The sequence below is a fragment of the Polaromonas sp. LjRoot131 genome, from assembly GCF_964252805.1.
Lineage (GTDB): Bacteria > Pseudomonadota > Gammaproteobacteria > Burkholderiales > Burkholderiaceae_C > Polaromonas.
The window spans coordinates 375,430-400,206 of record NZ_CAXUPF020000003.1 but is presented as its reverse complement, the minus strand read 5'-3'; the positions used below and the strand labels follow the sequence as shown (position 1 = coordinate 400,206).

General features: G+C 67.0%; 23 protein-coding genes. 12 read left to right on the top strand and 11 right to left on the bottom strand.

The features are described 5' to 3' along the window. The first annotated feature begins 84 nt into the window (after positions 1-84). Complete coding sequence (locus ACSQ27_RS16505) at positions 85-405, top strand: hypothetical protein (RefSeq protein ID WP_436156584.1); 321 nt, start codon at positions 85-87, stop codon at positions 403-405. A 21-nt stretch (positions 406-426) separates the two neighbouring features. Here ACSQ27_RS16505 and ACSQ27_RS16500 read toward each other — a convergent pair whose 3' ends face one another. Beyond that, positions 427-882 (bottom strand): MaoC family dehydratase, encoded by a 456-nt coding sequence (locus ACSQ27_RS16500; RefSeq protein WP_436156583.1) that lies wholly within the window; start codon positions 880-882, stop codon positions 427-429. 72 nt (positions 883-954) lie between these two features. Beyond that, positions 955-1,572 (bottom strand): AAA family ATPase, encoded by a 618-nt coding sequence (locus ACSQ27_RS16495; RefSeq protein ID WP_436156582.1) that lies wholly within the window; start codon positions 1,570-1,572, stop codon positions 955-957. A gap of 71 nt (positions 1,573-1,643) precedes the next feature. On the opposite strand from ACSQ27_RS16495, the gene ACSQ27_RS16490 reads away from it, so the two are divergent. Further along, positions 1,644-2,348, top strand: coding sequence for an NAD(P)H-dependent oxidoreductase (locus ACSQ27_RS16490; RefSeq protein ID WP_436156581.1), 705 nt, complete (start codon positions 1,644-1,646; stop codon positions 2,346-2,348). Beyond that, on the top strand, positions 2,348-4,198 hold the full coding sequence (kefC, locus tag ACSQ27_RS16485) for a glutathione-regulated potassium-efflux system protein KefC (RefSeq protein WP_436156580.1): 1,851 nt from the start codon (positions 2,348-2,350) through the stop codon (positions 4,196-4,198). Before ACSQ27_RS16490 ends, kefC begins: the two co-directional genes overlap by 1 nt. A gap of 48 nt (positions 4,199-4,246) precedes the next feature. On the opposite strand, the gene ACSQ27_RS16480 is transcribed toward kefC, so the two are convergent. The 7 genes from ACSQ27_RS16480 to ACSQ27_RS16450 form a co-directional block, all read right to left on the bottom strand. Continuing rightward, positions 4,247-6,400 carry a serine/threonine-protein kinase gene (locus tag ACSQ27_RS16480; RefSeq protein ID WP_436156579.1) on the bottom strand — a complete coding sequence of 718 codons (2,154 nt, stop codon included), beginning with the start codon at positions 6,398-6,400 and terminating at the stop codon, positions 4,247-4,249. A gap of 172 nt (positions 6,401-6,572) precedes the next feature. Further along, the gene (locus ACSQ27_RS16475) at positions 6,573-7,463 is read right to left on the bottom strand and encodes an adenylate/guanylate cyclase domain-containing protein (RefSeq protein WP_436156578.1); all 891 of its coding nucleotides are present in this window, start codon (positions 7,461-7,463) and stop codon (positions 6,573-6,575) included. A gap of 174 nt (positions 7,464-7,637) precedes the next feature. Beyond that, positions 7,638-8,393, bottom strand: a complete 756-nt coding sequence (locus ACSQ27_RS16470) for a sulfite exporter TauE/SafE family protein (RefSeq protein WP_436156577.1) — start codon at positions 8,391-8,393, stop codon at positions 7,638-7,640. Between the two features lie 82 nt (positions 8,394-8,475). Next, positions 8,476-9,456: a Bug family tripartite tricarboxylate transporter substrate binding protein gene (locus ACSQ27_RS16465; protein WP_436156576.1), complete on the bottom strand. Its 981-nt coding sequence runs from the start codon at positions 9,454-9,456 to the stop codon at positions 8,476-8,478. Positions 9,457-9,469: 13 nt separating this feature from the next. Next, entirely contained in the window at positions 9,470-10,672 is a 1,203-nt protein-coding gene (pcaF, locus tag ACSQ27_RS16460; protein WP_436156575.1) for a 3-oxoadipyl-CoA thiolase, read from the bottom strand. Positions 10,673-10,703: 31 nt separating this feature from the next. Continuing rightward, the gene (locus ACSQ27_RS16455; protein ID WP_436156761.1) at positions 10,704-11,348 is read right to left on the bottom strand and encodes a 3-oxoacid CoA-transferase subunit B; all 645 of its coding nucleotides are present in this window, start codon (positions 11,346-11,348) and stop codon (positions 10,704-10,706) included. A 2-nt stretch (positions 11,349-11,350) separates the two neighbouring features. Further along, the gene (locus ACSQ27_RS16450; RefSeq protein WP_436156574.1) at positions 11,351-12,067 is read right to left on the bottom strand and encodes a 3-oxoacid CoA-transferase subunit A; all 717 of its coding nucleotides are present in this window, start codon (positions 12,065-12,067) and stop codon (positions 11,351-11,353) included. Between the two features lie 112 nt (positions 12,068-12,179). Here ACSQ27_RS16450 and ACSQ27_RS16445 point away from each other — a divergent pair, with 112 nt between their 5' ends. Beyond that, positions 12,180-12,983 carry an IclR family transcriptional regulator gene (locus ACSQ27_RS16445; RefSeq protein WP_436156573.1) on the top strand — a complete coding sequence of 268 codons (804 nt, stop codon included), beginning with the start codon at positions 12,180-12,182 and terminating at the stop codon, positions 12,981-12,983. 152 nt (positions 12,984-13,135) lie between these two features. On the opposite strand, the gene ACSQ27_RS16440 is transcribed toward ACSQ27_RS16445, so the two are convergent. After that, positions 13,136-13,357: a hypothetical protein gene (locus ACSQ27_RS16440; protein WP_436156572.1), complete on the bottom strand. Its 222-nt coding sequence runs from the start codon at positions 13,355-13,357 to the stop codon at positions 13,136-13,138. A 195-nt stretch (positions 13,358-13,552) separates the two neighbouring features. Between ACSQ27_RS16440 and ACSQ27_RS16435 the strand changes: the two genes are divergently transcribed. Continuing rightward, positions 13,553-13,987: a DUF1841 family protein gene (locus ACSQ27_RS16435; protein WP_436156571.1), complete on the top strand. Its 435-nt coding sequence runs from the start codon at positions 13,553-13,555 to the stop codon at positions 13,985-13,987. A gap of 172 nt (positions 13,988-14,159) precedes the next feature. On the opposite strand, the gene ACSQ27_RS16430 is transcribed toward ACSQ27_RS16435, so the two are convergent. Beyond that, complete coding sequence (locus tag ACSQ27_RS16430) at positions 14,160-14,897, bottom strand: c-type cytochrome (RefSeq protein WP_436156570.1); 738 nt, start codon at positions 14,895-14,897, stop codon at positions 14,160-14,162. 134 nt (positions 14,898-15,031) lie between these two features. Here ACSQ27_RS16430 and ACSQ27_RS16425 point away from each other — a divergent pair, with 134 nt between their 5' ends. The 7 genes from ACSQ27_RS16425 (at position 15,032) to ACSQ27_RS16395 (ending at position 24,759) form a co-directional block, all read left to right on the top strand. Next, on the top strand, positions 15,032-15,886 hold the full coding sequence (locus ACSQ27_RS16425) for an AAA family ATPase (RefSeq protein ID WP_436156569.1): 855 nt from the start codon (positions 15,032-15,034) through the stop codon (positions 15,884-15,886). A 15-nt stretch (positions 15,887-15,901) separates the two neighbouring features. Continuing rightward, a complete protein-coding gene (locus ACSQ27_RS16420) occupies positions 15,902-16,123 on the top strand; it encodes a hypothetical protein (RefSeq protein WP_436156568.1) in 222 nt (73 codons plus the stop codon). Between the two features lie 27 nt (positions 16,124-16,150). Next, on the top strand, positions 16,151-16,927 hold the full coding sequence (locus tag ACSQ27_RS16415; protein ID WP_436156567.1) for a hypothetical protein: 777 nt from the start codon (positions 16,151-16,153) through the stop codon (positions 16,925-16,927). 31 nt (positions 16,928-16,958) lie between these two features. After that, the gene (locus tag ACSQ27_RS16410) at positions 16,959-17,546 is read left to right on the top strand and encodes a GNAT family N-acetyltransferase (RefSeq protein ID WP_436156566.1); all 588 of its coding nucleotides are present in this window, start codon (positions 16,959-16,961) and stop codon (positions 17,544-17,546) included. Positions 17,547-17,574: 28 nt separating this feature from the next. Continuing rightward, positions 17,575-18,789: a vWA domain-containing protein gene (locus tag ACSQ27_RS16405; protein WP_436156565.1), complete on the top strand. Its 1,215-nt coding sequence runs from the start codon at positions 17,575-17,577 to the stop codon at positions 18,787-18,789. Between the two features lie 109 nt (positions 18,790-18,898). After that, entirely contained in the window at positions 18,899-20,839 is a 1,941-nt protein-coding gene (locus ACSQ27_RS16400; RefSeq protein ID WP_436156564.1) for an autotransporter assembly complex protein TamA, read from the top strand. Beyond that, positions 20,839-24,759 (top strand): translocation/assembly module TamB domain-containing protein, encoded by a 3,921-nt coding sequence (locus ACSQ27_RS16395; protein ID WP_436156563.1) that lies wholly within the window; start codon positions 20,839-20,841, stop codon positions 24,757-24,759. Before ACSQ27_RS16400 ends, ACSQ27_RS16395 begins: the two co-directional genes overlap by 1 nt. Positions 24,760-24,777: the final 18 nt, after the last annotated feature.

The following is a 24,777-nucleotide window of genomic DNA, read 5'->3' as shown; positions in this document are numbered from 1 at the left end:
TTAAGCGCGTGGATGCCGACACCCGGCGAATCCGGCCTTATCCCTTCCCATAGTCCCAGTTCACAAGACTGGCTGGAGTCTTCAGTGAACACGGTCATCAAACGTATTTTGGGCATGGCGGCGCCTGCCTTTTCCGATTCCGGGCGCCCGGTCGACCGCGTGCCGCTGGAACAGGTCCGCGAAAGCCTGCTGGCCTTGCTGCACGACTGCCGCGACATGCGTTCCCAACGGGTCATCTACCGGATCAACATGGCTAAAACGCCGGCCGAGTTGTGGCTGCTGCGCAGCGACCTGCACCAGTGCATCGCACAGACGCACAGCCAGGGCGAAGCGGCCGAACGCATCAACAGCCTGATCGAAGTGTTTGAAGGCTGGCTGCCGGCCGGCCAGCTGCTGCGCATCTAGGCGCCCGGACTCCCCACCCGCTCAGGGATAACGCCGCACCAGCGACTCGGCCACGCAAACCGGCTTGGCGGAGCCCTCACGCTCCACCGTCACTTCCCAGTTCATCTGCATGCCGTCCCCGGCGACGGCCTCGGCAGCCAGCAGCTTCATGCGCCCCCGCAGGCGGCTGCCCACCGGCACAGGCGCCGTGAAGCGCACCTTGTTGAGGCCGTAGTTCACGCCCATGCGCGAGCCGGTGATGTCAAAAGACGACTCAAAAAAGCGCGGCAGCAGCGACAAGGTCAAAAAACCGTGCGCGATCGGCCCGCCAAACGGCCCGGCGGCGGCTTTTTCGACATCGACGTGTATCCACTGGTGGTCGCCCGTGGCCTCGGCGAACAGGTTGACCTGCTGCTGGGTGATGGTGATCCAGTCGCTGACGGCGACTTCCTGGCCGGTGCAGGCGGCCAGTTCGGCCAATGTCTCAAAAATTCTCATGCCGCCACTGTAGCGGCAGGGCCGCGCAGCGTTTGTCGGCTCAGCGACAAGCCCCCACGCCGAAGCCCGTTCTCAGCGGTCCAGCCACTGGCAGATGGCTTTCCACTGCTCCATGTCTTTTTCGACCCGGCTGGGCGCCACGTCGAACAGGGTCAGGCCGCGGGCCGCCAGGTGGATGTAGTTCTGTGTGTCGCGCAGGTAGCCCAGCACCGGCAACCCCAGGCCTTCGACGAAGCCGCGCAGCTTGTCGGCGGCGATGGTGCGCGAGTCCACGCGCATGCCGACAATGCCCACCTGCATCTTGCCGGCGTGTTTGTGCTCGGCGAGCTGGTCCAGGAAAGTGCGGGTGGCGAAGATGTCGAACACGCTGGGCTGCAGCGGCACGATGACCTTGTCGGCCAGCTTGAGGACGTCGTTGAAGCGCCAGCCGTGCAGGCCGCCGGGGGTGTCCAGCACCACGTGCGTCGTGCCCCTGGGCGGCTTGACGATCAGGTCGGCGTTCACATCCCAGGTGGCGATCTGCCGGGCGGCCGGCGGCCTGAGGCCCAGCCACAGCCGCGAAGACTGCTGCCGGTCGGCGTCCCCCAGCATGACCGAATGGCCCTGGCTGGCGAAGTATCCGGCAACGTTGGTGGCCAGCGTCGTTTTTCCGACGCCCCCCTTCGGATTGGCGATCACAACCACGGGCATGCGAATCTCCTCGGTTTGGAACTTGTCGTTCTGGGGAACTCTTGGTCTTGCTTTTCCGCTATGGTAACGGCATGGACAGCGTTATCACAACCACAGAAAAACCCACGGACGGCACGGCCAACCCTGACATTTATGTCATTGCGGCCCATCCGGCCTGGCGCGAATCGCGGGTCAACCGCCCCCTGATGGAGGCCGCGCGGGCCTTGCCGCGCGTGCAGGTGCAAGACCTTTACTCGAGTTATCCCGACTACGCCATCGACGTGCCCAGGGAGCAGGCCGCCCTGGAACGCGCGCAGCTGGTGGTGCTGCTGCACCCCATCCAGTGGTATTCCATGCCCCCGCTGCAAAAGCTCTGGCTCGACGACGTCTTCAGCTACGGCTGGGCTTACGGCGAAGGTAATGACGACGAGGGCCACGGCAAGGGCCGGGCGCTGCAAGGCAAGGACTTGTGGCTGGTCGCCACCACCGGCGGCCCCGAGGACTCCTACCACCCGCAAGGCTACAACCGCTACTTTTTTGACGCCTTCCTGCCGCCCTATGAACAAAGCGCGGCCCTGTGCGGCATGCGCTTTTTGCCGCCGCTGGTGCTGCACGGCGCCCACAGCGTCGACCGGCAGACCGTCGCCAGCCACGTCGCCACCTTCAGCCAGCGCCTGCAAAGCTACCCCGACTGGCCCGAACTCGAAGACCTGGAGCAATGCGCCGCCTGCGTGGTGCCCATGAAGGACCGGCTTGTCGAGCACGAAGCCACCACCGATGCCGTGAGGGCCCTCTGATGGAGCACGCGCCGACCTGGCTGGTCAACAGCTTTATTTATCTGGCCGCCGCCGTCATCGCGGTGCCCCTGGCCAAAAAACTCGGCCTGGGCTCCATCATCGGCTACCTGGCCGCCGGCATAGGCATAGGCCCCTGGGGCCTGGGCCTGGTCACCAACGTGCAGGACATCCTGCATTTCGCCGAGTTCGGCGTGGTGCTGATGCTGTTCCTGATCGGCCTGGAACTCGAACCCAAACGCCTGTGGAACCTGCGCCGGCCCATCTTCGGCTGGGGCAGCGCGCAGGTGCTGGGCTGCGCCGCCCTGCTCACCGGCACGGCCATGGCTTTCGGCGTGGGCTGGCAGATCGCGCTGGTCGCCGGGCTGGGCCTAGCGCTGTCGTCCACCGCGATCGCGCTGCAGGCCATGGGCGAGCGCCACCTGATGCCGACCTCGAGCGGGCAGGCGGGCTTTTCCATCCTGCTGTTCCAGGACGTCGCGGCCATCCCCATCCTGGCGCTGCTGCCGCTGCTGGGCGCCATGGCCGGCGACAACGAGGCCGTCAGCCACAGCGGCCGGGCCCTCGAAGCGCTGAAGATCGTCGGTGCCATCGCCGCCATCATCCTGGGCGGCCGCCTGCTGCTGCGCCCCCTGCTGCGCTGGATCGCCAACAGCGGCACGCCCGAGATCTTCACGGCGGCCTCGCTGTTGCTGGTGGTCAGCATCGCGGCGCTGATGCAGTTCGTCGGCCTGTCCATGGCGCTGGGCGCCTTCCTGGCCGGCGTGCTGCTGGCGGAAAGCGAGTACCGGCGCGAACTGGAAACCGACATCGAACCCTTCAAGGGCCTGCTGCTGGGCCTGTTCTTCATCGCCGTGGGCATGAGCATCGACTTCGGCGTGCTGTGGCGCTCACCCGGCCTGATGGCCGTCATCCTGTTCGGTTTCCTGGGCCTGAAGCTGGCCGTGATCTATGGCCTGGCCAAACTCATGAAGCTGCCCTTCCAGGAGCGCCCGGTGTTCGCGGTGCTGCTGGCCCAGGGCGGCGAGTTCGCCTTCGTGGTGTTCCAGGCGGCCGCCGGGGCCCAGGTGTTTTCCGCCGAGACAGCATCGCTGCTGATAGGCGCGGTGGCGCTGTCCATGCTGCTGAGCCCGCTGCTGCTGGTGGCCGTCGACAAATTCTGGGTGCCGCGCTACGCCAACTGCAACCTGCCCCAGATGGAGGAAATCTCCGAGCAGCAGGAAGCGCCCATCATCATCGCCGGCTTCGGCCGCTACGGCCAGATCGTCGGCCGCATGCTGCTGGCCCAAGGCATCCCGGCCACGGTGCTGGACCACGACGCCGAGATGATAGAAACCGTGCGCGCCTTCGGCTACCGCGTCTTCTACGGCGACGCGACGCGCCTGGACCTGCTGCGCACCGCCGGCGCGGCCACGGCCAAGATCCTGGTGCTGTCGGTGGACGACATGGAGCAGTCGCTCAAGATCGTCGACATCGCGCGTGAGAACTTCCCGCAGATGCAGATCGTCGCCCGAGCGCGCGACGTGACGCACTGGAACGCGCTGCGCGACCGCGGCGTGATGCTGGTCGAACGCGAGGTCTTCGAGTCCAGCCTGCGCAGCGCGCGCAGCGTGCTGGAACTGCTGGGCCAGCCGCCGCACGAAGCACGCCAGGCCGCCATGCGTTTTCGCCAGCACAACCTCGACCTGTTCGAGCGTATGTACCCGCACCGCAAGGACCGCACCAAGGTCATCGCCGTGGCCACGCAGGGGCGGCTGCAACTGGAGGAGCAACTGGCCCAGGAGCGCCAGCAGCAGGCGCAGCGCCGGCCCGCCGGCTGGCAGGACGGCCCGGAAGCGCCGAACGCGGAATAAACAGGAAAGGGGCGGGGAAGCGCCTCTGTGGAGGTCCCCGCCTCGCGTTTAGCGCCTGAGCTGCTCGGCCTCGCGCCGCCGCTGCTCCATCGCGCGGCGCTCCACACACACCGGATGGTTGGTGAAGGCCGGCTTGGCGCATTGGTCATTCATGCAGATCTGGAAACCGATCAGCATGCGGTCTTCACAGGCCTGGCGCGGATTGCCGGACGGCGCGGATGACGGCGCCGGCGCGGCGGCATGCTCGGCGGCCGCCGGCGTGGCCGCGGCGCCACCAGGTTTGCCCTGTGCCGCCTGCTGTTTGGCCTGCCGCTCCTTCTCCAGGGCGGCCTTCCTGGCCGCAAGGGCCTGGGCCGCCGCGGCCTTGGACGCAGGAGACAGGGGTGCGGCCGCTGTGGCCGGAGCCGACGCCGTCGCCGCTGCGGGCTGGGCCTGCGCGGCCTGCACCACCGGCTCCGGAGCCTTGGCCGCCGGTGCAGGCGCCGCCGCACCGGCATTGGCAGCCGCAGCCGCCGGCAAGGTGGACTCCGCCACCGGCGCCTTCGGCTTGCTGCACTGTTTGAGGCCTATCCCCAGGAGGGCCAGGCCCACCAGGCCGGCCACGCCCAGGGCCAGGTAGCGGGATGTCGGTGCGGAAGTTTTTGCGGCGGCCACCGGCTCGGCCGGGCGGGGCTTGCGCCTGGACTCCGCCCTCGCCGGCCTGGCGGAGGACTCGGTGGCGGCAACCGGCGCTGCGGGGTTGGCGGCAGCCGCTGCGGCGGCCTTGGGTTCTGCTGGCGACAGGGCGGCGTCGCTGAACACGGTTTCAGGCCACTCGGAAGCTTGTTCCTGCGCTGGCGGCTGCGGTTCGGCCTGCGCCGGCATGGCCATCACCGGCGCACCCAGCCGTGTGGCATCCGGGTCGTCCGCGGCGGGCGCGGGCGGCATTGCGGGGGGCGTCACCGGCGCCTGCGCCGCGGCTTCCTCCAGCGCCTGCCAGGCCATGTCGGTCGACGTGCCCGAACCACTTGCCCCGGGCACGGACGCGTCCAGGTCCACCGGGCGCGGAACGATCAAGGTGCCGGTGCCCAGGCGCCTGCCGATGTCGGAATCCTCACCGCCCGGCACACCCATCTTTCTGAGGCGGCGGCGCGCCAGGTCGGCATAGATGCCGGAGGGGAATTTGGTGAGAAAACCCTGGATGTCTTCGACATCCATGGATTCCTTGATCTCTTTCCAGTAAACCAGTTCGAGTTCCTGCGTCACCACCGAGATGTTGGCGCTGGTGCCCGACTGCAGGCCGACCAGCGCTTCGCCGGCCAGCAGCGTCGACGTCCAGGTCGAGTTGGTGCCCGGCCCGGGCGGCAGCGCCGGCGGCAGCACCTTGGTGTCGGCCGCTTCGCGGGCCGCGGCCTGCAGCGCCGTGAGGAATTCCTGCGCGCCGGCATAGCGCTGGTCGCGCGACTTGGCGAGGGCCTTGAACACCACCGCGTCGATCGCGGCGGGTAGTTTGGGGTTGAAGCTGCTGGGCGCGGCGGGCGTGTGGCCCACGATCTGCTGGATGGTGGAGAAGTCGGTGTCGCCGTCGAAGGGCCGCTTGCCCGTCAGCAGCTGGTACAGCACGATGCCGGCGGCGAACAAATCGGCCCGCGCGTCTATCGGCCGGCCCTGCACCTGCTCGGGCGACATGTATTTGAGCGTGCCCACCATGGAGCCCTGCGTGCGCGTGGCCTCGCCCGAATCCTGGATGCGCGCCACACCGAAGTCGGTGAGCTTGACCCGCCCGCCGGTCTCTATCAGCAGGTTGGCCGGCTTGATGTCGCGGTGCACGATGCTTTGCCGGTGCGCATAGTCCAGCGCCGACAGCAGGTCGCCCATGATGCCCAGGGTCTGCTCCAAGGTGTAGAGGTCACCCCTGTCCAGGTGGTGCTTGAGGTCGTCGCCGTCGATGAATTCCATGACCAGGAAGGCGATGTCGCCGTCGCGGTCGGAGTCGTAGACGCTGACGATGTGGGGGTGCTGCAGGCGTGCGGCCGAACGGGCCTCGGTGCGAAAGCGCACCTCGTATTCGGCGGCGGCTTCCTCGGAGAGGTTTTCCACCTTGATGGTCTTGATCGCCACGCGCCGGTCCAGGTTCGGGTCGCGTCCCTCGTACACCAGCCCCATCGCGCCCTTGCCGAGGACGCTGATCAGATCGTATCGGCCAAGCTTCTTGAGACTCATGAGGAGGTGGAATTGGGCGAAATGGGCGGGGCGGCAAAAAAGGCGGGATGGCCTGCGGGCTGCCCGGAAGCCCGGCTACGTCTTGAAACAAAAACGATTCTAGCCTGCATCGCCGGACGGACAAACCTTTGAAAACCGGTAACTTTTTCCGGCCCGCCGCGCCCGTCCGCGCTCAGGTGCGTATCGAAAACGCGACCAGCGGCGCGTTGTCGTCCTTGCGGTCGCAGCCCGGCACGATGTGGCCGCTGCCCACCAGGTAGCACTCGGTGCGCCGCAGCACCACCGCTTCGCTCTGGTTGCCCAGGTAGACCCAGGTGCCGTAGCTGGAAGCGTCGGTCAGCACGAATTGCCCGCCGCGCCACTCCAGCGTGGCATGCATGCGCGAGACGCGCGGGTCGTTCAGGTTCAGCGCCGCGTCGGCGCCCCGGCCCAGCGCCAGCTTGCTGCTTTTGGCGTCCAGCCGCACCGTCTGCCCGGCAAAGCTCAGCTCCAGGAAGGCCTGGCTGGGCGAGGCGAACATGGAGCGGCCGGCCATGGTGGCGTCTTCGTCGCGCCCGGTCTGCCATTCGACCCGATAAACGTGGCTGGCCTCGGCCCGGCCGCGCAGGTACATCGGGCCCATGCTGCGCAGCGCGGCCCTTTGCACCGGCAGCAGCGCCGTCCAGACGTTTTCGGTGGTGAGGATTTGCGCGGCGCCGGCCAGGTCGGCCAGCCGGGCGGCGGAGTTCACGGTGTCGCCGAAGCAGTCGCCGTCGATCTCGACCACTTCGCCCGACTCGATGCCCATCTGCATCTGCACCGGCGCGCCGCTGCCGCCGGGCTTGATGGGTTTTTCCTGCAGGCGCTTCTGGATGCTGATGCAGGCCGAGAGCGCGTCGCCCTCGTTGGGGAAGACCACGAACAGGCCGTCGCCCAGCAGCTTGACGACCCGGCCCTGGTGCTGCTGGAACACCTGGCTGAGCACGCCGATGAGCTGCGTCACGAAACGCGACGCGGTCTCATCGCCCAGCCGTTCAAACATGCTGGTGCTGCCCACGAGATCGGCAAAAACAACGGTGGTCATGAAGGGAAGGTCAACTGCAATGTAAGCATATTGTTCTCATGCCCGCGATTCTCACAGAAATTCGCGAAATGCATGCCGGTAAAAGTCCCCGGGGCCGGGCTAAAACCCATCGGGGCATGGGGCCGCGCTGGCATCACACTGGACGCGAGAGGCGAATAGCGCTAAGGGCTGCCCTCAGTGAAAGCCATCCCAGAGCAATTTGCAGCCGGTCAGCAGCATACCCACGTAGAGCAGGCGGTAAAACAACACCGGGCTGATGCTGCGCGCCATGCGTACGCCCATCCACACGCCCAGCGGCGCCAGCGGCAGCAGGGCCAGCGAGGTCGCCATGTTGCGCAGGTCCAGCAGGCCCAGCCAGGCATAGGGAATCCACTTGGACAGGTTGATGACAAAAAAGAAGGCCGCCATGGTCGCCGTGAACTTCACCGGGCTCAGGCGCATGGGGATCACATAGGCGCTCAGCGGCGGCCCGCCGGCATGGGAGACGAAGCTCGTGAACCCCGAAGTCACCGTCAGGATCGCCCCCAGCCAGCGCGGCGGCGGCGGGCTGTCGGGCCGGGGCGGGAACAGCAGGCGCTGCGCCAAAAACAACAAGGTGAATATTCCCACCAGGGCCGCGACCACCTTGGCATCCAGCACCTTGAACAGCAATGCCCCCACCAGCGTGCCCACCAGGCCGAAAGGAACCAGGAATTTGAGGAACTTGAAATCGAAGTCGCGGCGAAAGGCCGCCAGCCCCAGCAGGTCCATCAACAGCAGCACCGGCATCAGGATGGCGGCGGCCTGCGGCACCGTGACCGCCAGCGCCATCACCGGCACCGCCAGCGACCCGAAGCCCGCGCCGAAACCGCTTTTGCTGACGCCCAGCATCAGCACGGCGGGAACGGCGACTGCGTAGAAATAGGGGTCGGTGATCAGCGGGAAACTCACGGCGTGTCTTTCAGACTGGGGGCAAGCCAAGGCCGTGGTGTACAGGCGCAAGGGGCGGCAGGCGCCATGTTATCCGGCAGCGTCACTCCACCGTGGCGCCGGAGACTTTCACAATGTCCGCCCACTTGGCGCTTTCCCGGCGGATCAGCGCGGCGTACTCGGCCGGTCCGCCCAGCAAGGGCACCGCGCCCTCCACGCCCAGCCGCGACTGGAAATCCGCGGTGGCGGCGATCTTCAGCATCTGCTCCGCCAGTTCCTTGACCACGGCCGGCGGCGTGTTGCGCGGCGCGAGGATGCCGTAGGTCAGCGTGCTCTCGAAGCCGGCCAGGCCCGCGACACCCGACTCGGCGACGGTGGGCACCTCCGGCAGCGAAGGCAGGCGCTGGTTGCCCGTGACGGCCACGGCGCGCAGCCGGCCGCTCTTGACCAGCGCCAGCGCCGGCGGGATCACGCTGAACATCATCTGCACCTGCCCGCCCACCAGGTCGGTGAGGCCGGGCGCCGTGCCCTTGTACGGGATGTGGCCTATCTTCACGCCGCTTTTCTGCTCGAACAGCTCACCCGTCAGGTGGCCGCCCGTGCCGCTGCCGCTGGACGCGTAGTTGAGGCTGCCCGGTTGGGATTTGGCCAGGGCCACCAGGTCGGCCACGGTTTTCACGGGCGACGCGGCCGGCACCACCAGCACCAGCGCCGACGAGGCGAACATGGCGACCGGCGCCAGGTCTTTCTGCGGGTCGAACTTGAGCTGTTTGTAGAGCGCCGGGTTGATGGACACCGTGCCCGAATGCCCGAGCAGCAGCGTGCTGCCGTCCGCGGCGCTGCGCACCACCTGCTCGGTTCCCACGTTGCCGCCGGCACCGGGCTTGTTGTCGACGATGACGCTCTGCCTGCGCAGTTCGCCCAGGCTTTTGGCCATCTGGCGCGCGAACACGTCATTGCCGCCGCCGGGCGCGAAAGGCACGATGATCTTGATGGCCTTGCCGTCCTGGGCCCATGCCGGCAGGCCGGCCGAGGCCAGCGACACCAGCAGCAGCGCGCGGCGTTTCAGCGGGGCGGAGTCCATGGGAGGCCGCCGCTCAGACGCGCTCGAGAATCACCGCAATGCCCTGCCCCACGCCTATGCACATGGTGGCCAGCGCATAACGCCCGCCGCCCTTGTGCAGCTGGTTGACGGCCGTGGTCGCCAGCCGCGCGCCCGAGGCGCCCAGCGGGTGGCCCAGCGCGATCGCGCCGCCGTTCGGGTTGACGCGCGGGTCGTCGTCCCGCACGCCCAGCATGCGCAGCACGGCCAGGCCTTGCGCGGCGAAGGCTTCGTTGAGTTCGATCACGTCCATCTGTTCGATGGTGAGGCCGGTCAGCGCCAGCACTTTTTGCGTGGCCGGCGCCGGGCCTATGCCCATGATGCGCGGCGCGACGCCGGCGGTCGCCATGCCGACGACGCGGGCGCGCGGCGTGAGGCCATTTTTTGCGGCCGTGGCTTCATCGGCCAGCAGCAGCGCGCAGGCGCCGTCGTTCACGCCGCTGGCATTGCCGGCGGTCACCGAACCGTCGGGCCGCACCACGCCCTTGAGTTTGGCCAGCGCTTCGAGCGAGGTCTCGCGCGGATGCTCGTCCTTGCTGACCACGATGGGGTCGCCCTTTTTCTGGGCAATCGTCACCGGCGTGATCTCGGCATCGAAGTAGCCGGCCTTTTGCGCGGCCACGGCTTTCAGCTGGCTCGCCAGCGCCATCTTGTCCTGGTCTTCGCGGCTGATCTTGTAATCGGTGGCCACGTTCTCGGCGGTCTCGGGCATCGCGTCGACGCCGTACTTTTCTTTCATCAGCTTGTTGATGAAGCGCCAGCCGATCGTCGTGTCGTAGACAGCATTGGCGCGACTGAAAGCGCTTTCGGCCTTGGGCATCACGAAGGGCGCGCGGCTCATGCTTTCAACGCCGCCGGCGATCATCAAGGTGGCCTCGCCCGACTTGATGGCGCGCGCCGCCGTGCCCAGGGCGTCCAGGCCCGAGCCGCACAGGCGGTTGATCGTGGCGCCCGGCACGTCCATGGGCAGGCCGGCCAGCAAGGCCGCCATGCGCGCCACGTTGCGGTTGTCTTCGCCGGCCTGGTTGGCACAGCCGTAGATCACGTCGGTGACGGCCTGCCAGTCGACATTCGGGTTGCGCGCCATCAGCGCCTTCAGCGGGATCGCGCCCAGGTCGTCGGTGCGCACGCTGCTCAGGGCGCCGCCGTAGCGGCCGAAGGGGGTGCGGATCGCGTCGCAGATAAAAGCTTGGGTCATGGTGTGTGGTCTTTGTCGAAGAGGGTGGGGTTCAGGCGGCCGCGATCGGCAGGCCGACCAGTTTTTCGAGTTCCGCGTGCGAGAGGCCTTCGACGGTGTCGATCAGCTTCAAGCCATGCGGCGTGCATTCCAGTGTCGCCAGGTCTGAATACACGCGCTTGACGCAGCCTATGCCGGTCAGCGGGTAGCTGCATTGGCTCACCAGCTTGCTGGCGCCCTGCTTGGTCAGCAAGTCCATCATGACCCAGGTCTGCCGCGCGCCTATGGCCAGGTCCATGGCGCCGCCCACGGCCGGAATCGCGCCGGGCTCGCCGGTGCTCCAGTTGGCCAGGTCGCCGGTGGCCGAGACCTGGAAGGCGCCCAGCACGCAGATGTCGAGGTGGCCGCCGCGCATCATCGCGAAGCTGTCGGCGTGGTGGAAGAAGGCGCCGCCCTTGAGCAGCGTCACCGGCTGCTTGCCGGCGTTGATCAGGTCGTAGTCTTCCTGGCCTTCGGCGGGCGCCGGGCCCATGCCGAGGATGCCGTTCTCGCTTTGCAGGATGACCTCGCGCCCTGCCGGCAGATGGTTGGCCACCAGCGTGGGCTGGCCTATGCCGAGGTTGACGACGGCCCCGTCAAAAATATCCTGCGCGACGCGGGCGGCGAGCTGCTCCTTGCTGCGGCGTTGGTAAGTCATGGTCATGCCGCTTTCTTCAAACCGCCGGCCTGGGTGGCGATGCGTGGGATTTTGACGACGTGGTGGACGAAGATGCCCGGCGTCACGATGGTTTCGGGATCGAGTTCCCCGAGTTCAACGATGTCATGCACGGTGGCAACGGTTTTCTTTGCCGCCGTCGCCATCACCGGGCCGAAGTTGCGCGCCGCCATGCGGTAAGTCAGGTTACCCCAGCGGTCGCCGCGTTCGGCCTTGATCAGCGCCACGTCGCCGTAGATCGGCATCTCGAGCACGTACTGCCGGCCGTTGATCTCGCGGGTTTCCTTGGCGCTGCCGTCGGCGTTCAGGGCCAGTTCGGTGCCGAAGCCCGTGGGGCAAAAGAATGCGCCTATGCCGGCGCCCGCCGCGCGTATGCGTTCGGCCAGGTTGCCCTGCGGCACCAGCTCGAGCTCCAGCTTGCCGCTGCGGTACAGGCCGTCAAACACCTGGCTGTCGGCCTGGCGCGGAAAGCTGCAGATGATCTTGCGCACGCGCCCGGCCTTGAGCAGCGCGGCCAGGCCGACTTCGGCATTGCCCGCGTTGTTGTTCACCACTGTGAGGTCCTTGGCGCCCTGCGCGATCAGGCCGTCAATCAGCTCGTTGGGAATGCCCGCAGTGCCGAAGCCGCCTATCAGCACCGTTGAGCCGTCTTTCACATCCGCCAGCGCGTCGGCGACGGAAGCGGCAATCTTGTTGATCATCCAGAAGTCTCCAGGTACGGCGGCTGCCTCACATTGAATGGGGGCCGCGTCAAATATTGTTCGACATTAGAACAAGAGTTCGTATAATGAATTTTAGGAGATTTCCCCCACCATGGCAAACGCCGCATCCACGCCCGCCACAGCCCACAAGCCGGGCGACGGCTATGTCCAGTCCTTTGCGCGCGGGCTGGAGGTCATACGCTCCTTCAGCGCCGACGCGCCGCGGCAGACGCTGACCGAAGTCGCCGGGCGCAGCGGCCTGAGCCGCGCGGGCGCGCGCCGCATCCTGCTGACGCTGGAAACGCTGGGGTATGTCACTACCGACGGCAAACTCTTCAGCCTCACGCCGCGCATCCTGGACCTGGGCTTTGCCTACCTGTCGTCCATGCCGATCTGGAACCTGGCCGAGCCGGTGATGGAAGCGCTGGTCGGCGAGGTCAAGGAATCGTGCTCGGCCGCGGTGCTGGACGGCACGGACATCGTCTACGTGCTGCGCGTGCCCACACATAAGATCATGAGCATCAGCCTGGGCGTGGGCTCGCGCCTGCCGGCTTATTGCACCTCCATGGGCCGCATGCTGCTGTCGGCCCTGCCCGAGGCCGAACTCATGAAGTGCCTGCAGGCCTCAACATTGACGGCCCGCACCAAATACACCGTGACCGATGTGAAAGAGCTGGTGGCCAAGGTGGCCCAGGCGCGCAAGCAGGGCTGGTGCCTGGTGAACCAGGAACTGGAAGAGGGATTGGTGTCCATGGCGGCGCCGATTACCAACCGCGCCGGCCAGACGGTGGCCGCCCTCAACATCAGCGGCCAGGCCAACCGCACCAGCGCCAAGGTCATGCAGGAGAGCATGCTGCCGCAACTGCTCGAAGCGGCTCAGACCATCTCGCGCCTGCTGAGCGTTCAACGCAACTAGGGCGTGTTAACGCTATTTACGACGCGACGGGGAGACACTTCCCCCTCAAGGGATCATTGAGGTCTTGTTTTCAATCTGCGTTCATCTGCGAAATCTGCGGATAAATTCTTTCAAATCCGCAGATGACGCAGATTTACGCAGATGAAGTCAGATCAGCTTTTCTTGAAGCCCACGACCAGGACAACCGCACCGAGAACGATAGCCCCCAGGCTCAGCCACTGCGGAATGTTGACCGACTCTTTTTCCTTCACGGTCAGCTGGATGGGTCCCAGCTTGGCGGCCGTCGTGTCCTTGGTGAAGCTGAAACCGCCGGTGAAAAATCCGGCCAGGCCCAAAACGATCAGGACAATGCCTGTGATGCGTGCTGCGTTCATTTGAAAATCTCCTCGCCGGGCTTGTGGATGGTTATGGAGTGGCCTTGCCCCGGGACTGCGCCACTGTGCTTCGTAATATAGGCAGGGGCAGAAAAACTGTCTGTAGGACGTGACCGGGGAGCCCCGTGGCCCAAGCGCTGAAAAGCACAACCCCAGGCCGGCATTGGAAAACACCCGCGTGATACGCTTTCGCCCATGTTCACGCCCTCGCAAGCCGACGTTCGCCGCTTCTTCTGTTCCGTCTATGCCAAAGGCCGCGCCGGCCAGCCCATGGAAGCGATTGAAACCATCGCCAGCCAGTGGATAGCAGAACACCCCGAATACCACGCGGATTTCGCCGATGCCGACGCCGCGCTGGAAAAGATGTACGACGTCGAGGCCGGCAAGACCAACCCGTTTCTGCACCTGTCCATGCACCTGTCGATCAGCGAGCAATGCTCCATTGACCAGCCGCGCGGTATACGCCAGGCCGTGGAACTGCTGACGGCCAGGCGCAACTCCCTGCACGACGCCCACCATGAAACCATGGACTGCCTGGGCCAGATGGTCTGGGAAAGCCAACGTGCGGGGCGGCCGCCGGATGGCGCTGCTTACATAGACTGCGTTCAACGCCGGGCAACAAAAGATTAACTAGCCCCCACGGTCGCTCACTGCGTGTAGCTCCCTGCCCCCCGAGGGGGCCGCTGCGCCTGCGGTCTGGCAAAGCCAGTCCCGCGGCCCCGGCTGGTAGAAACCGGGAGAAATCAAGCCATAAAAAAAGCCGCTGGAACAGCGGCTTTTTTGTTGGGCGGAATCTTCCGGCTTAGCGGAATTTCTTCTGCGGAATGGTCTTCAGGTCGCCGTCGATGGAGGCCAGGTAGTTGGCCAGCAGCTTCAACTCGGTATTGGTGTAAGGCTTGATCATGGCACCCATGACAGCATTGCCACGGCCGACCTTGGGATTGCCGGGATCCATCTTGTACGCCTTCAGGGCCACAAAGAGATAGTCGGCGTGCTGGCCGCCGATCTTGGGATATCCCTCGTTCGGAAGGCTGAAGTTGCTACCGTGGCAAGACGCGCAATTGGCTTTGTCCAGCAGCGCCTTGACTTCAGCGCTGGGTTCCTTGCTGGGCTTGGGGGCGTCAGGGGCCTTGGCCGATGCGGAGGCAGCCTGGGCCGGCGCGGCGACGGCCTTGGCCAGCTCGGCGGCTTTGGCCAGTTCGGCGGCCGTCATGCCGTCGACGCTGTAGTGGGCGGCGAGGTCGGCGATGTCCTGGTCGCTCAGGGAGTCGGCGATGGCACGCATCGTCGGATGTTTGCGCTCGCCTTTTTTGTATTCATTGAGCGCGGCGATGATGTATTTGGCGCTCTGGCCGGAAATTTTCGGGACCTTGTAGACCTCGGGGAAGGAGGCCTGGTAACCCTGGATGCCGTGGCAGCCGATGCACATGGCATTCTTGGTTTCGCCGGCCTTGGCGTCGCCCTTGATCTCCTGGGCCAGGCTGGCGGCCGTCGCACAAGAGACAGCAACGGCAAATATCGTGGTGAACAGCTTATTCATTTTGCGCGCACAATCAGGTGGGAATTCATCTTATAAACAACCCCGGATTATATCTGGGCCTGTTGCCCCAAAGCACCGGCTGCTTTCAAACCAAGAGAATAGCCCCCCAAACCCGCTCACATTGACGCCAGACCATGAAATTCCAAGGATCCAAGAACTACGTCGCCACCCAGGACCTGATGCTTGCCGTGAACGCCGCCGCCGCCCTGAAAAAGCCGCTGCTGGTCAAGGGCGAACCCGGCACCGGCAAGACCATGCTGGCCGAGGAAGTGGCCGAATCCCTGGGCCTGCCGCTGTTGCAATGGCACATCAAATCGACCACCAAGGCGCAGCAGGGCCTGTATGAATATGACGCGGTGTCGCGCCTGCGCGACTCGCAGCTGTCCACCGTGGACGGCGGCGAAAAGGTCAAGGACATCCACAACTACATCGTCAAGGGCGTGCTGTGGCAGGCCTTCACCTCGGAAACGCCGGTGGCGCTGCTGATCGACGAGATCGACAAGGCCGACATCGAATTCCCCAACGACCTGCTGCGCGAGATCGACCGCATGGAGTTCTATGTGTACGAAACACGCGAACTCATCAAGGCCAGGCACCGCCCGCTGGTGTTCATCACCTCGAACAACGAAAAAGAACTGCCCGACGCGTTTTTGCGCCGCTGCTTCTTCCACTACATCAAGTTCCCCGACGCCGACACCATGAAGCAGATCGTGGACGTGCACTTCCCGGACCTCAAGAAAGAGCTGCTGACGGCCGCGATGAAAACGTTTTACGACGTGCGCAACCTGCCCGGCCTCAAGAAGAAACCGTCCACCAGCGAACTGCTGGACTGGCTCAAGCTGCTGGTCGCCGAGGACATCCCGCTGGACGCCCTGCAAAGCAAGGACGACAAGGTCGCCGTGCCGCCGCTGGTGGGCGCGCTGCTCAAGAACGAGCAGGACGTGACCCTGTTCGAGAAGCTGGTTTTCATGCAGCGCAACAATCGCTGAACACGGGATTCATCCATGAGCCAAAAATCCTTGCTGGTCGAAGGCCTGTCCGACGCGGTCGGTTTTATCGGCGGCGCGCTGCTCGGCTTCTGGGCCGGCCATTTGCTCGGCTTCGATATTTTTGAATCCGGCTACGGCAACGGTGCCATCGCCGGCATCGCGCTGGTCGGCCTGGGCGGCGGCGGCGGTTTGCAGCTTGCGCGGGCCTGGCGCGCGCGCCGCAAGAAAGCCGACTGACCCGCAGCACCTGACCGGAAGACGTTCATGCAGCACTCAACAGCCCCCATCCGCCGCGCAGCCGTGCACGGCAGTTGCCTGGCGGCATTGCTGGCCTTGGCACTGCTCCCCGTTCCGTCCCATGCCTTCTGGGGCGCCCTAGGCAAACTCGGCTCCGCTGCCGGAAAAGGCGCCGGCGCCGCCGGTGCCGCCGGCAAAGGCGCGGCTGGCGCAGCGGGCGTGGCCGGCGCCGTCGAAGTGACACAGGGCGCCAATGCGGCGGCGAAGGCAGGCAAGGCCGCCGGCGCGGCGGAGCTGGGCGCGGGCGACGCGGCAGCCGCGGCCGGCGCCGCCGAACGCAACGCGGCGGCTGGCGCCATGAGCGCCGACGAACTGTCGCGCGCCTCAGGCCTGGGCAAGGCTGTGCCCGACGAGGTCGCCGCCATGCTGACGGCGCCCGGCCGAAAGCTCAGCGATGTGCCTGACGCCGGCACACGCTCCTGGCTGTCGCTCCCGCGCAAGCAGTTGACGGCGACGGATGCCGACCTGATGGTCCATGACTACGTGAAGCTGCTGGAAGGCCGGCCCGCCGCCGGGCCGCCGAGCCGGCGCGCCAAGGTCTCCCTCGAATCCGAGAAGGCCGCCGCCGCGCGACCGGTGCCGCCGCACCGCCCTGCCGCCGACGTCCCCTGGCATGCCGTGGAGCTGTTGGTGCGCGCGGCCCATGCCGGCCACGCCGGTGCCAGGAATGAACTCAACAAACTGTGCCGGGACAATCCGCGCGGCCAGGCCGCCGCGGCCTGTGCCAGGCTGCAGTCCACGTGAACACACTGCTCAACAGGAAAAGGATTGCCGGATGGCCTTCGTAGAACCCGTCACTCTCACGGCGCGCGGCGTCAAGCTGGTCCCGCTCGCGCTCGAACACGAAGCCGGCCTCCAGGCCGCGGCCGCCGACGGCGAACTGTGGAAGCTGCGCATCACCTCCGTGCCCGAGCCGCATGAAACCTGCGGCTACATCGAAACAGCCCTCGCCACGGCCAACCGCTTCGCCTTCGCGGTGACCGACGCGGCCAGCGGCGAGGTGCTGGGCTCCACGAGTTTTCACGACATCGTGCCCAACCTCAAGCGTGTCGAGATCGGCTACACCTGGTACGCCGCGCGCTGCCAGCGCACCCACGTCAACACCACCTGCAAGCTGCTGATGCTCACGCATGCCTTCGACACCCTGGGCTGCAACATCGTCGGCTGGCGCACCGACAACTTCAACTTCGCCTCCCAGCGCGCCATAGAACGCCTGGGCGCGCGCAAGGACGGCGTGCTGCGCGGCCATGCGCTGCGCCGCGATGGCACGATTCGCGACACCGTGATGTACAGCCTCGCTGCCGGCGAATGGCCCGAAGTCAAAGCGCAGCTGCTGTATTTGCTGGACAAACCCCGAACCTGAAGCGTTAACAGGCGCCAAGGAGTCTTCCATGCTCATCGATTTTTTCTACACCCTGCGCTCGGCCAAGCTGCCGGTCTCCGTCAAGGAATACCTGATGCTGCTCGAAGCGCTGCAGGCCGGTGTGGTCGGCCCGAACAGCGACAAGCTCGAAGCCCATGCGGGAGAAGGCGCCTGGAAGATCGACGACTTCTATTACCTGAGCCGCACGGTGCTCGTGAAGGACGAAAAAAACTACGACAAGTTCGACCGCGCCTTTGCCGCCTACTTCAAGGGCGTCGAAATGCTGGCCGACTTCACCAAGGACATCCCCCTCGAATGGCTGCGCAAAAACCTTGAGCTCGAACTGAGCCCCGAGGAAAAAGCCAAGATCGAAAAAATGGGCTGGGACGAGCTCATGGAAACGCTCAAAAAGCGTTTTGAGGAACAGAAGGAACGCCACGAAGGCGGCAGCAAATGGATAGGCACGGGCGGCACCTCGCCCTTCGGCGCCAACGGCTTCAACCCCCAGGGCATACGCATAGGCCAGGAAAAAAGCCGCAACAAGAGCGCCGTGAAGGTCTGGGACCAGCGCGCCTACAAGGACTACGACGACACCCAGGAACTCGGCACGCGCAACATCAAGGTCGCGCTGCGGCGCCTGCGCAAGTTCGCGCGCCAGGGCAACGTCGAAGAGCTGGACCTGGACGACACCATACGCTCCACCGCGGCCAATGCCGGCTGGCTGGACATCAAGATGGTGCCCGAGCGCCACAACAACGTGAAGGTGCTGCTGCTGATGGACGTGGGCGGCACCATGGACGAGCACATCCACCGCGTCGAGGAAATGTTCTCGGCCGTGAAGGCCGAGTTCAAGCACCTGGAGTTTTATTACTTCCACAACTGCGTCTACGACTTCATGTGGAAGAACAACCGCCGCCGCTTCAGCGAAAAATTCCCGACCTGGGACATCATCCGCAAGTACAACAAGGACTACAAACTCATCTTCGTCGGCGACGCGACCATGAGCCCTTACGAAATTTTGCAGCCCGGCGGCAGCGTGGAATACAACAACGAAGAAGCCGGCGCCGAATGGATGCAGCGCCTGACCAACGCCTTCCCCAAGTTCGCCTGGATCAACCCCGAGCCGCAAGGCGTCTGGCAGTACCGGCAAAGCATCGCCGTGATCCAGCAACTGGTGAACCAGCGCATGTTCCCGTTGACGATAAAAGGCCTTGAGGAAGCGATGCGACTTTTGTCCAAATAAGGACGGCCTCCTACGCGGGCACGCGGGAGTGCTCAAGTAAACTGCCCCCGTGACCCCTCCCAGCACCCACAGTTTCCAGTGCGCACGGACGGCCACCCCGGCAGGACTGATGACAGCCAGCGCCGGCCTCATCCCTGCCCTCGCCCTCTTTGCGGCCCTGCTGGCGCTCCCGGCCGGCGCGCAGACGGCTGCGCCCATGGACAGCAGCACGACCCCACCCTCCGGCGTCACGCAGACCGCGCCCGCCCCGCCCCCGCCCCCTGAAAAAGTCACACCCGAGCCCACACCCCAAGGCGCCACCGGCCCGACCAGCGCCCAGCCCGAGGTCACGGCCTTCGACATCGCCGTGCGCGCGCCGCAGCCCGTCAAGGACCTGCTCGAAAGACACCTGGAGCTGCAGCGCTACCGCGCCGTCACCGACCTCGACGAGGCCGAACTCGCGCGGCTGATGGTGCTGGCCGAGCGCAATGTGCGCAACCTGGTCGGCACGCTGGGCTATTTCAGCCCCACGATCACCATCACGCGTGAAGGCGGCACCGTGGCCTCGGGCCAGCGGCCGACCATCGTGGTGGCCGTGGAGCCCGGCCAGGCCACCACCATAGGCGCCGTGGCCATCGATTTCGCGGGCGACATCGCCCAATCGCCCGACCCCGACGCGCAAACCCAGCGCGCCAACATCCAGCGCGACTGGCGCCTGTCCGTGGGCCAGCGCTTCACCCAGGACGCCTGGGACAGCGCCAAGACCCAGGCCCTGCGCGACCTGGTGGCGCGCCGCTACCCCGCCGGCAAGCTGGCCGGCAGCCTGGCCGACGTGGATGCGCCCGAGCACAGCGCGGCGCTCAGCCTCAAGCTCGACTCCGGCCCGCTGTACCGCCTGGGCCCCATGCAGGTCACCGGCGTCGAACGCTACGACCCGGTGCTGGTGCCGCGCCTGGCGCGCCTGAGCACCGGCGCGCCCTACGACCAGTACCAGCTCGTCGAGGCACAGCAGCGCCTGGCCGCCAGCGGCTACTTTGATTCGGCCTACATCTTTGTCGACCCCGAAAGCGACCCCAACGCCGCGCCGGTTCAGGTGCAAGTGCGCGAGGCCAAGCTGCAAAAAATCATCCTGGGCGTGGGCGTCACCACCGACACCGGCCCGCGTGCCTCGGTCGAGCACACGCATTTGCGCGTGCCCGGCACCAACTGGCGCGCCGTCAGCAAGCTGCAGCTTGAAAAGAAAGCCCCCTTCGCGCAGACCGAATGGACTTCCATTCCCGACGAATCCAGCTGGCGCTGGGTGGCGCTGGCGCGCGCCGAGCGCGTCGACGACGACGAACTCGTCACACGCTCCGGCCGCCTGCGCTTCGGCCGCACCCAGGCCGGCGACCGCATAGACCGCAACGTCTACCTGCAGTACGACAGGGCCAGCGTCAGCGGCAGCGGCCAGATCAACAGCTCCGCCGCCGACGTCGGCGACGGCTCGGCCCTCACGGCCAACTACGTCTGGACCGGCCGTTACTTCGACAGCCTGATCGCCCCCAACAAGGGCTACGGCCTGGGCTTTGAGCTGGGCGCCGGCAGCACCATGGGCTCGCAGCACCTGCCCCTGGGCCGCGCCGTGGGCCGCTGGCTCGGCATCGTGCCGCTGGAGCGCGGCCGCATCGCGCTGCGCGCCGAAGGCGGCGCCGTGATCGCCAAGGACTCGGCGCGCATTCCCGGCACCCTGCTGTTCCGCACCGGCGGCGACACCACGGTGCGAGGCTACGGCTACCGCGACATCGGCATCAAGCTCGACAACGGCGTCATAGCCCCCGGCCGCTACCTGGCCGTCGGCAGCGTCGAATACCAGCGCCCCATGATGAAAGACGGCCGGCCCAGCGAGTGGGAGAACACCTTTTTCATCGACGCCGGCGCCGTCGCCGACAACCCCAAAGACATGAAACCCTCCGTCGGCATAGGCACCGGTGTGCGCTGGCGAAGCCCCATAGGCCCGCTGCAGATCGACCTGGCCTACGGCGTCAAGCCCAAGCAGTTTCGCCTGCACGTCAGCGTGGGATTTGTTTTCTGATGGACACGCCCGCCATTTCCACACCGCCGGCGGCCCCCTCCCGACCGCCCCGCCCGCCGCGCCGCTGGCTGCGCGCCACGGCCTGGGCCGCGGCCGGCGTCGCCGCGCTGGCCGTCACCGTCACAGGCGGCGCCTGGTGGTGGGCCGGCACCGACGGCTCGCTGGCCACCGCGCTGGCCTGGATGGCCCGCTCACAACCTTTGAGCGCGGACCGCGTCACCGGCTCGCTTCGCGCCGGCGGCCACGTGGACCAGTTGGTCTGGCAGCAGGACGGCCTGCGCGTGGACGTGCGCGACCTCACGCTGGCCTGGCAGCCCTGGTCGCTGCTGCACGGCACGCTCAAGGTGAATCGCCTGGCCGCCGCCGGCGTGCAGGTCGACGACCAGCGCCCGCCCTCCACCACACCCTCGGTGCCGCCCTCGGCGCTGGGCTTGCCGCTGCCGGTGCTGCTCGAAGGCTTTTCCGTCGGCCGGCTGCAATGGACCGGCGGTGCGGCGTTTACCGCGTCGAATATCAGCGGCCACTACGCCTTCAACGGCCTGTCGCACCAGCTTGAATTGCTCAGCGCGCAGCTCGCGCAAGGCCGTTACAGCGGCAAGGCCTCGCTGTCTTCGCGCGGCGCGCTGCAGCTCGATGCCAGCCTCAACGGTGCACTCGATGCGCCCCTCCCAGGCGGCAAGACTTCGGTTCCGTTAGCCTTCAAGGCAACGGCCAAGGGCCCGCTCACCGAGCTGCTGCTCAAGGCCGATTTGCAGATGCAAACGCCGCCACGCAAAGGCCAGCCGCAACCGCAAGCCAGTGCCACGGCCCGCGTCATGCCCTGGGCCGCGCAGCCGCTGCCGCAAGCCGACGCAAACTTCCGCGACCTCGACGTCGCCGCCTTCTGGCCCGAAGGCCCGTTCACCCAGCTGACAGGCAGCGCCAGCGTGCGGCCGGCTGACAGCGCGCCGGTGTCGGCGGCTTCCGCCTGGGGATTGCAACTGCAGCTCGCCAATGCCCAGCCCGGCCCTTGGGACCAACACAAGCTGCCGCTGGAGCGGCTCGAGGGCCAGGGTGAATGGCGCGGCGGTGCGGCCCTGGTGCGCACGCTCAAGGCCAGGCTGGGCGGCGGCGAGCTGCTGGCCAGCGGTGAGTGGGTCGATGCGCCCGCTGGGGCCACAACGTCCAAGGCACCCGCCTGGAAACTGCAAGCCAGCCTGCAACAAATCAACCCCGCCCTGCTGCACAGCCAGCTTGCGCCGCTGCCGCTGGACGGCAAGGCCCAGGCCCACAGCCAGGGGGCAGCAATTGCCTTTGACGCGAATGTCCAGGCGGCGCGCAACGATGCCAACGCGAAGAACAATCCCCTGGGCGCGCTGCGCCTGCGCGACGCCAGCGCCACCGGTAGCTGGAACTCTGAACAAGCCGGCGGCACCCTGCAACTCTCGGCCCTGCGCGTGCGCAGCGACGATGCCGAACTGAGCGGGCAGCTCGAAGCCCAGCCCGCCGCGCAAGGCGGCAAAGGAAAGCTGGTGCTCACCGCCCCCGGACTCGATGCGCAAGTGCAGGGCGAGCTGCGGCCCGCCAGCGGCAAGGGCGGCTTGAGCCTGCGCGGCCGCGACATGGCGCAAGCCTTGCGCTGGCTGCAAAAGCTGCCCGGCATCCCCGCCTCACTCAAATCCGCCTCGGCCGCCGGCAGTGCCGAGTTGCAAGCCGGCTGGCAAGGCGGCTGGCAAGACCCGGCCCTGCAGGCGCGGCTGGACCTGCCCTCGCTGGACTGGCGCATGGCGGCATCGGCGCCAGATGCCGAGCTGGTCAAGGTCCGCGCCTTCCAGGCCACGCTCTCGGGCCGCCTGAGCCAGGCGCAGCTCAACACCCAGGGCCGCGTCGAAACCGGCGCGCGCCGCTACACACTGCAGCTCGCGGCCCAAGGCGGGCGCGGCACCACATCGCGCAACACCTCGCTGGCCGAATCGGCCTGGCAAGGCTTGCTGCAGCAGCTCAGCCTCAGCGTGCAGGACCCCGCACTCGGCACCGGCGCCTGGCAGCTCAAAACCCGCGCGGCCGTCCCGCTTAAATGGACGCCGGCACGCAACGGCGGTGCATTTGAAAGCGGCGCCGGCGAGGCACTGCTGGCCGCGCCGGCTTCCGGTGCTTCAGGCTCAGGCGCACCTTCGCAGGCCACACTGGCCTGGCAGCCTGTGCGCTGGCGGCCGGGCCGCGAGCTTGTCACCGCCGGCAAACTCAGCGGCCTGCCCCTGGCCTGGATAGAACTCTTCGCCGGCCCGCAAATGGCCGGCGCCGGCCTGGGCGGCACCCTGCTGCTCGACGGCGACTGGGACGCCACGCTGGGCGACACCTTGCGCCTCAAGGCCAGCCTGGCGCGCAGCAGCGGCGACATCACGGTGCAGGCCGAAACCGCGCAAGGCACCTCGGCGCGTGTGGCGGCCGGCGTCAAGGAAGCGCGGCTCTCGCTGCAAAGCGAAGGCGAGGCCGTCACGGTCGCGCTGCGCTGGGACAGCGAACGCGCCGGCACCGCGGAAGGCCAGCTGCGCACACGCCTGGCGCGCGCGCCCGCCACGGCCGGCGGCGGCTGGCTCTGGCCCGCCGACGCGCCCCTGGCCGGCCAGTTGCGCGCCCAGTTGCCGCGCATAGGCGTGTGGTCGGTGCTGGCGCCCCCGGGCTGGCGGCTGCGCGGCTCGCTGGGCGCCGACGTCGCCATCAGCGGCACACGCGCCGCGCCGCAACTGGCCGGCGACCTGCAGGCCGACGACCTGGCTTTGCGCTCGGTGGTCGACGGCATCGAGTTCGGCAACGGCAAACTGCGCGCCAAACTCGACGGCACCCGCATGCGCATCAACGAGTTCACGCTGCAAGGCGCCGGCGACAAAGGCACGGGCGGCATCCTCACGGCCCAGGGCGAGGCCGGCTGGGTCGACGGCAAACCGCAGGTGCAGCTCAACGCCAAGCTCGAACGCCTGCGCGCCAGCATACGCACCGACCGCCAGCTCACGGTCTCGGGCGAGGTGCAGGCCGGCCTTAAAGGCCAACAGAGCGAACTCACCGGCAAGCTGGTGGTCGACCAGGCCCGCATCATCCTGCCCGACGAAGGCACACCGCAGCTGGGCGACGACGTGGTGGTGCGCAGCACACGCGGCGCGGCGGCCGGCCAGAAGGCGCCGGCCCAGGCCGGCAGCGACACCGCCGACCGCGACGCGCGTCCCGTCAAGCTGGCCGTCGAGCTCGACCTGGGCCGCGACTTCCGCATCCAGGGCAAGGGCATAGACACCCGCGTGCGCGGCACCCTGGCCCTGAGCGGCGACACCCTGCGCGACCCCAAGCTCAACGGCACCATCAACACCGCCGGCGGCCAGTACCGCGCCTACGGCCAGCGCCTGGACGTCGAGCAAGGCATGCTGCGCTTCACCGGCGCCATCGACAACCCCACGCTGGACATCCTGGCGATACGCCCCAACCTCACACAGCGCGTCGGCGTGCAGATCACCGGCACCGCCCTGCTGCCCCGCGTGCGCCTCTACGCCCAGCCCGAGCTGCCCGACGCCGAAAAACTCTCCTGGCTGGTGGTGGGCCGATCCTCCGCCTCCGGCGGCGCCGAAGCCGCGCTGCTGCAGCAGGCAGCCCTGGCCTTGCTCGGCAGCAAAGGCGGAGGCGGCATGTCCGGCGGCCTGGCCGCCTCGCTGGGACTCGATGAACTGTCCTACCGCGGCGCATCGAACAACACCGACGGCAGCACCACCGAAAGCGCCCTCACCCTGGGCAAGCGCTTTTCGCGCAACTTCTACGCGGCGTATGAACGCACCATCTCGGGCGCGCTAGGCACGCTGTATGTGTTCTACGACCTGTCGCAACGCTTCACCGTGCGCGCCCAGGCCGGCCAGCAAAGCGCGGTGGATTTGATCTTCACCGTGCCTTACGACTGAGGCTCTTCGGAGGCACAG

Excerpts from the sequence above, each read along its gene's own strand:
- ACSQ27_RS16430 (WP_436156570.1), bottom strand. The coding sequence starts at position 14,897 with ATGAATAAGCTGTTCACCACGATATTTGCCGTTGCTGTCTCTTGTGCG.
- ACSQ27_RS16450 (WP_436156574.1), bottom strand. The coding sequence starts at position 12,067 with ATGATCAACAAGATTGCCGCTTCCGTCGCCGACGCGCTGGCGGATGTG.
- kefC (WP_436156580.1), top strand. The coding sequence starts at position 2,348 with ATGGAGCACGCGCCGACCTGGCTGGTCAACAGCTTTATTTATCTGGCC.
- ACSQ27_RS16425 (WP_436156569.1), top strand. The coding sequence starts at position 15,032 with ATGAAATTCCAAGGATCCAAGAACTACGTCGCCACCCAGGACCTGATG.
- ACSQ27_RS16445 (WP_436156573.1), top strand. The coding sequence starts at position 12,180 with ATGGCAAACGCCGCATCCACGCCCGCCACAGCCCACAAGCCGGGCGAC.
- ACSQ27_RS16420 (WP_436156568.1), top strand. The coding sequence starts at position 15,902 with ATGAGCCAAAAATCCTTGCTGGTCGAAGGCCTGTCCGACGCGGTCGGT.
- ACSQ27_RS16465 (WP_436156576.1), bottom strand. The coding sequence starts at position 9,456 with ATGGACTCCGCCCCGCTGAAACGCCGCGCGCTGCTGCTGGTGTCGCTG.
- ACSQ27_RS16410 (WP_436156566.1), top strand. The coding sequence starts at position 16,959 with ATGGCCTTCGTAGAACCCGTCACTCTCACGGCGCGCGGCGTCAAGCTG.
- pcaF (WP_436156575.1), bottom strand. The coding sequence starts at position 10,672 with ATGACCCAAGCTTTTATCTGCGACGCGATCCGCACCCCCTTCGGCCGC.
- ACSQ27_RS16435 (WP_436156571.1), top strand. The coding sequence starts at position 13,553 with ATGTTCACGCCCTCGCAAGCCGACGTTCGCCGCTTCTTCTGTTCCGTC.
- ACSQ27_RS16395 (WP_436156563.1), top strand. The coding sequence starts at position 20,839 with ATGGACACGCCCGCCATTTCCACACCGCCGGCGGCCCCCTCCCGACCG.
- ACSQ27_RS16490 (WP_436156581.1), top strand. The coding sequence starts at position 1,644 with ATGGACAGCGTTATCACAACCACAGAAAAACCCACGGACGGCACGGCC.
- ACSQ27_RS16415 (WP_436156567.1), top strand. The coding sequence starts at position 16,151 with ATGCAGCACTCAACAGCCCCCATCCGCCGCGCAGCCGTGCACGGCAGT.
- ACSQ27_RS16475 (WP_436156578.1), bottom strand. The coding sequence starts at position 7,463 with ATGACCACCGTTGTTTTTGCCGATCTCGTGGGCAGCACCAGCATGTTT.
- ACSQ27_RS16455 (WP_436156761.1), bottom strand. The coding sequence starts at position 11,348 with ATGACTTACCAACGCCGCAGCAAGGAGCAGCTCGCCGCCCGCGTCGCG.
- ACSQ27_RS16405 (WP_436156565.1), top strand. The coding sequence starts at position 17,575 with ATGCTCATCGATTTTTTCTACACCCTGCGCTCGGCCAAGCTGCCGGTC.
- ACSQ27_RS16400 (WP_436156564.1), top strand. The coding sequence starts at position 18,899 with ATGACAGCCAGCGCCGGCCTCATCCCTGCCCTCGCCCTCTTTGCGGCC.
- ACSQ27_RS16500 (WP_436156583.1), bottom strand. The coding sequence starts at position 882 with ATGAGAATTTTTGAGACATTGGCCGAACTGGCCGCCTGCACCGGCCAG.
- ACSQ27_RS16440 (WP_436156572.1), bottom strand. The coding sequence starts at position 13,357 with ATGAACGCAGCACGCATCACAGGCATTGTCCTGATCGTTTTGGGCCTG.
- ACSQ27_RS16495 (WP_436156582.1), bottom strand. The coding sequence starts at position 1,572 with ATGCCCGTGGTTGTGATCGCCAATCCGAAGGGGGGCGTCGGAAAAACG.
- ACSQ27_RS16480 (WP_436156579.1), bottom strand. The coding sequence starts at position 6,400 with ATGAGTCTCAAGAAGCTTGGCCGATACGATCTGATCAGCGTCCTCGGC.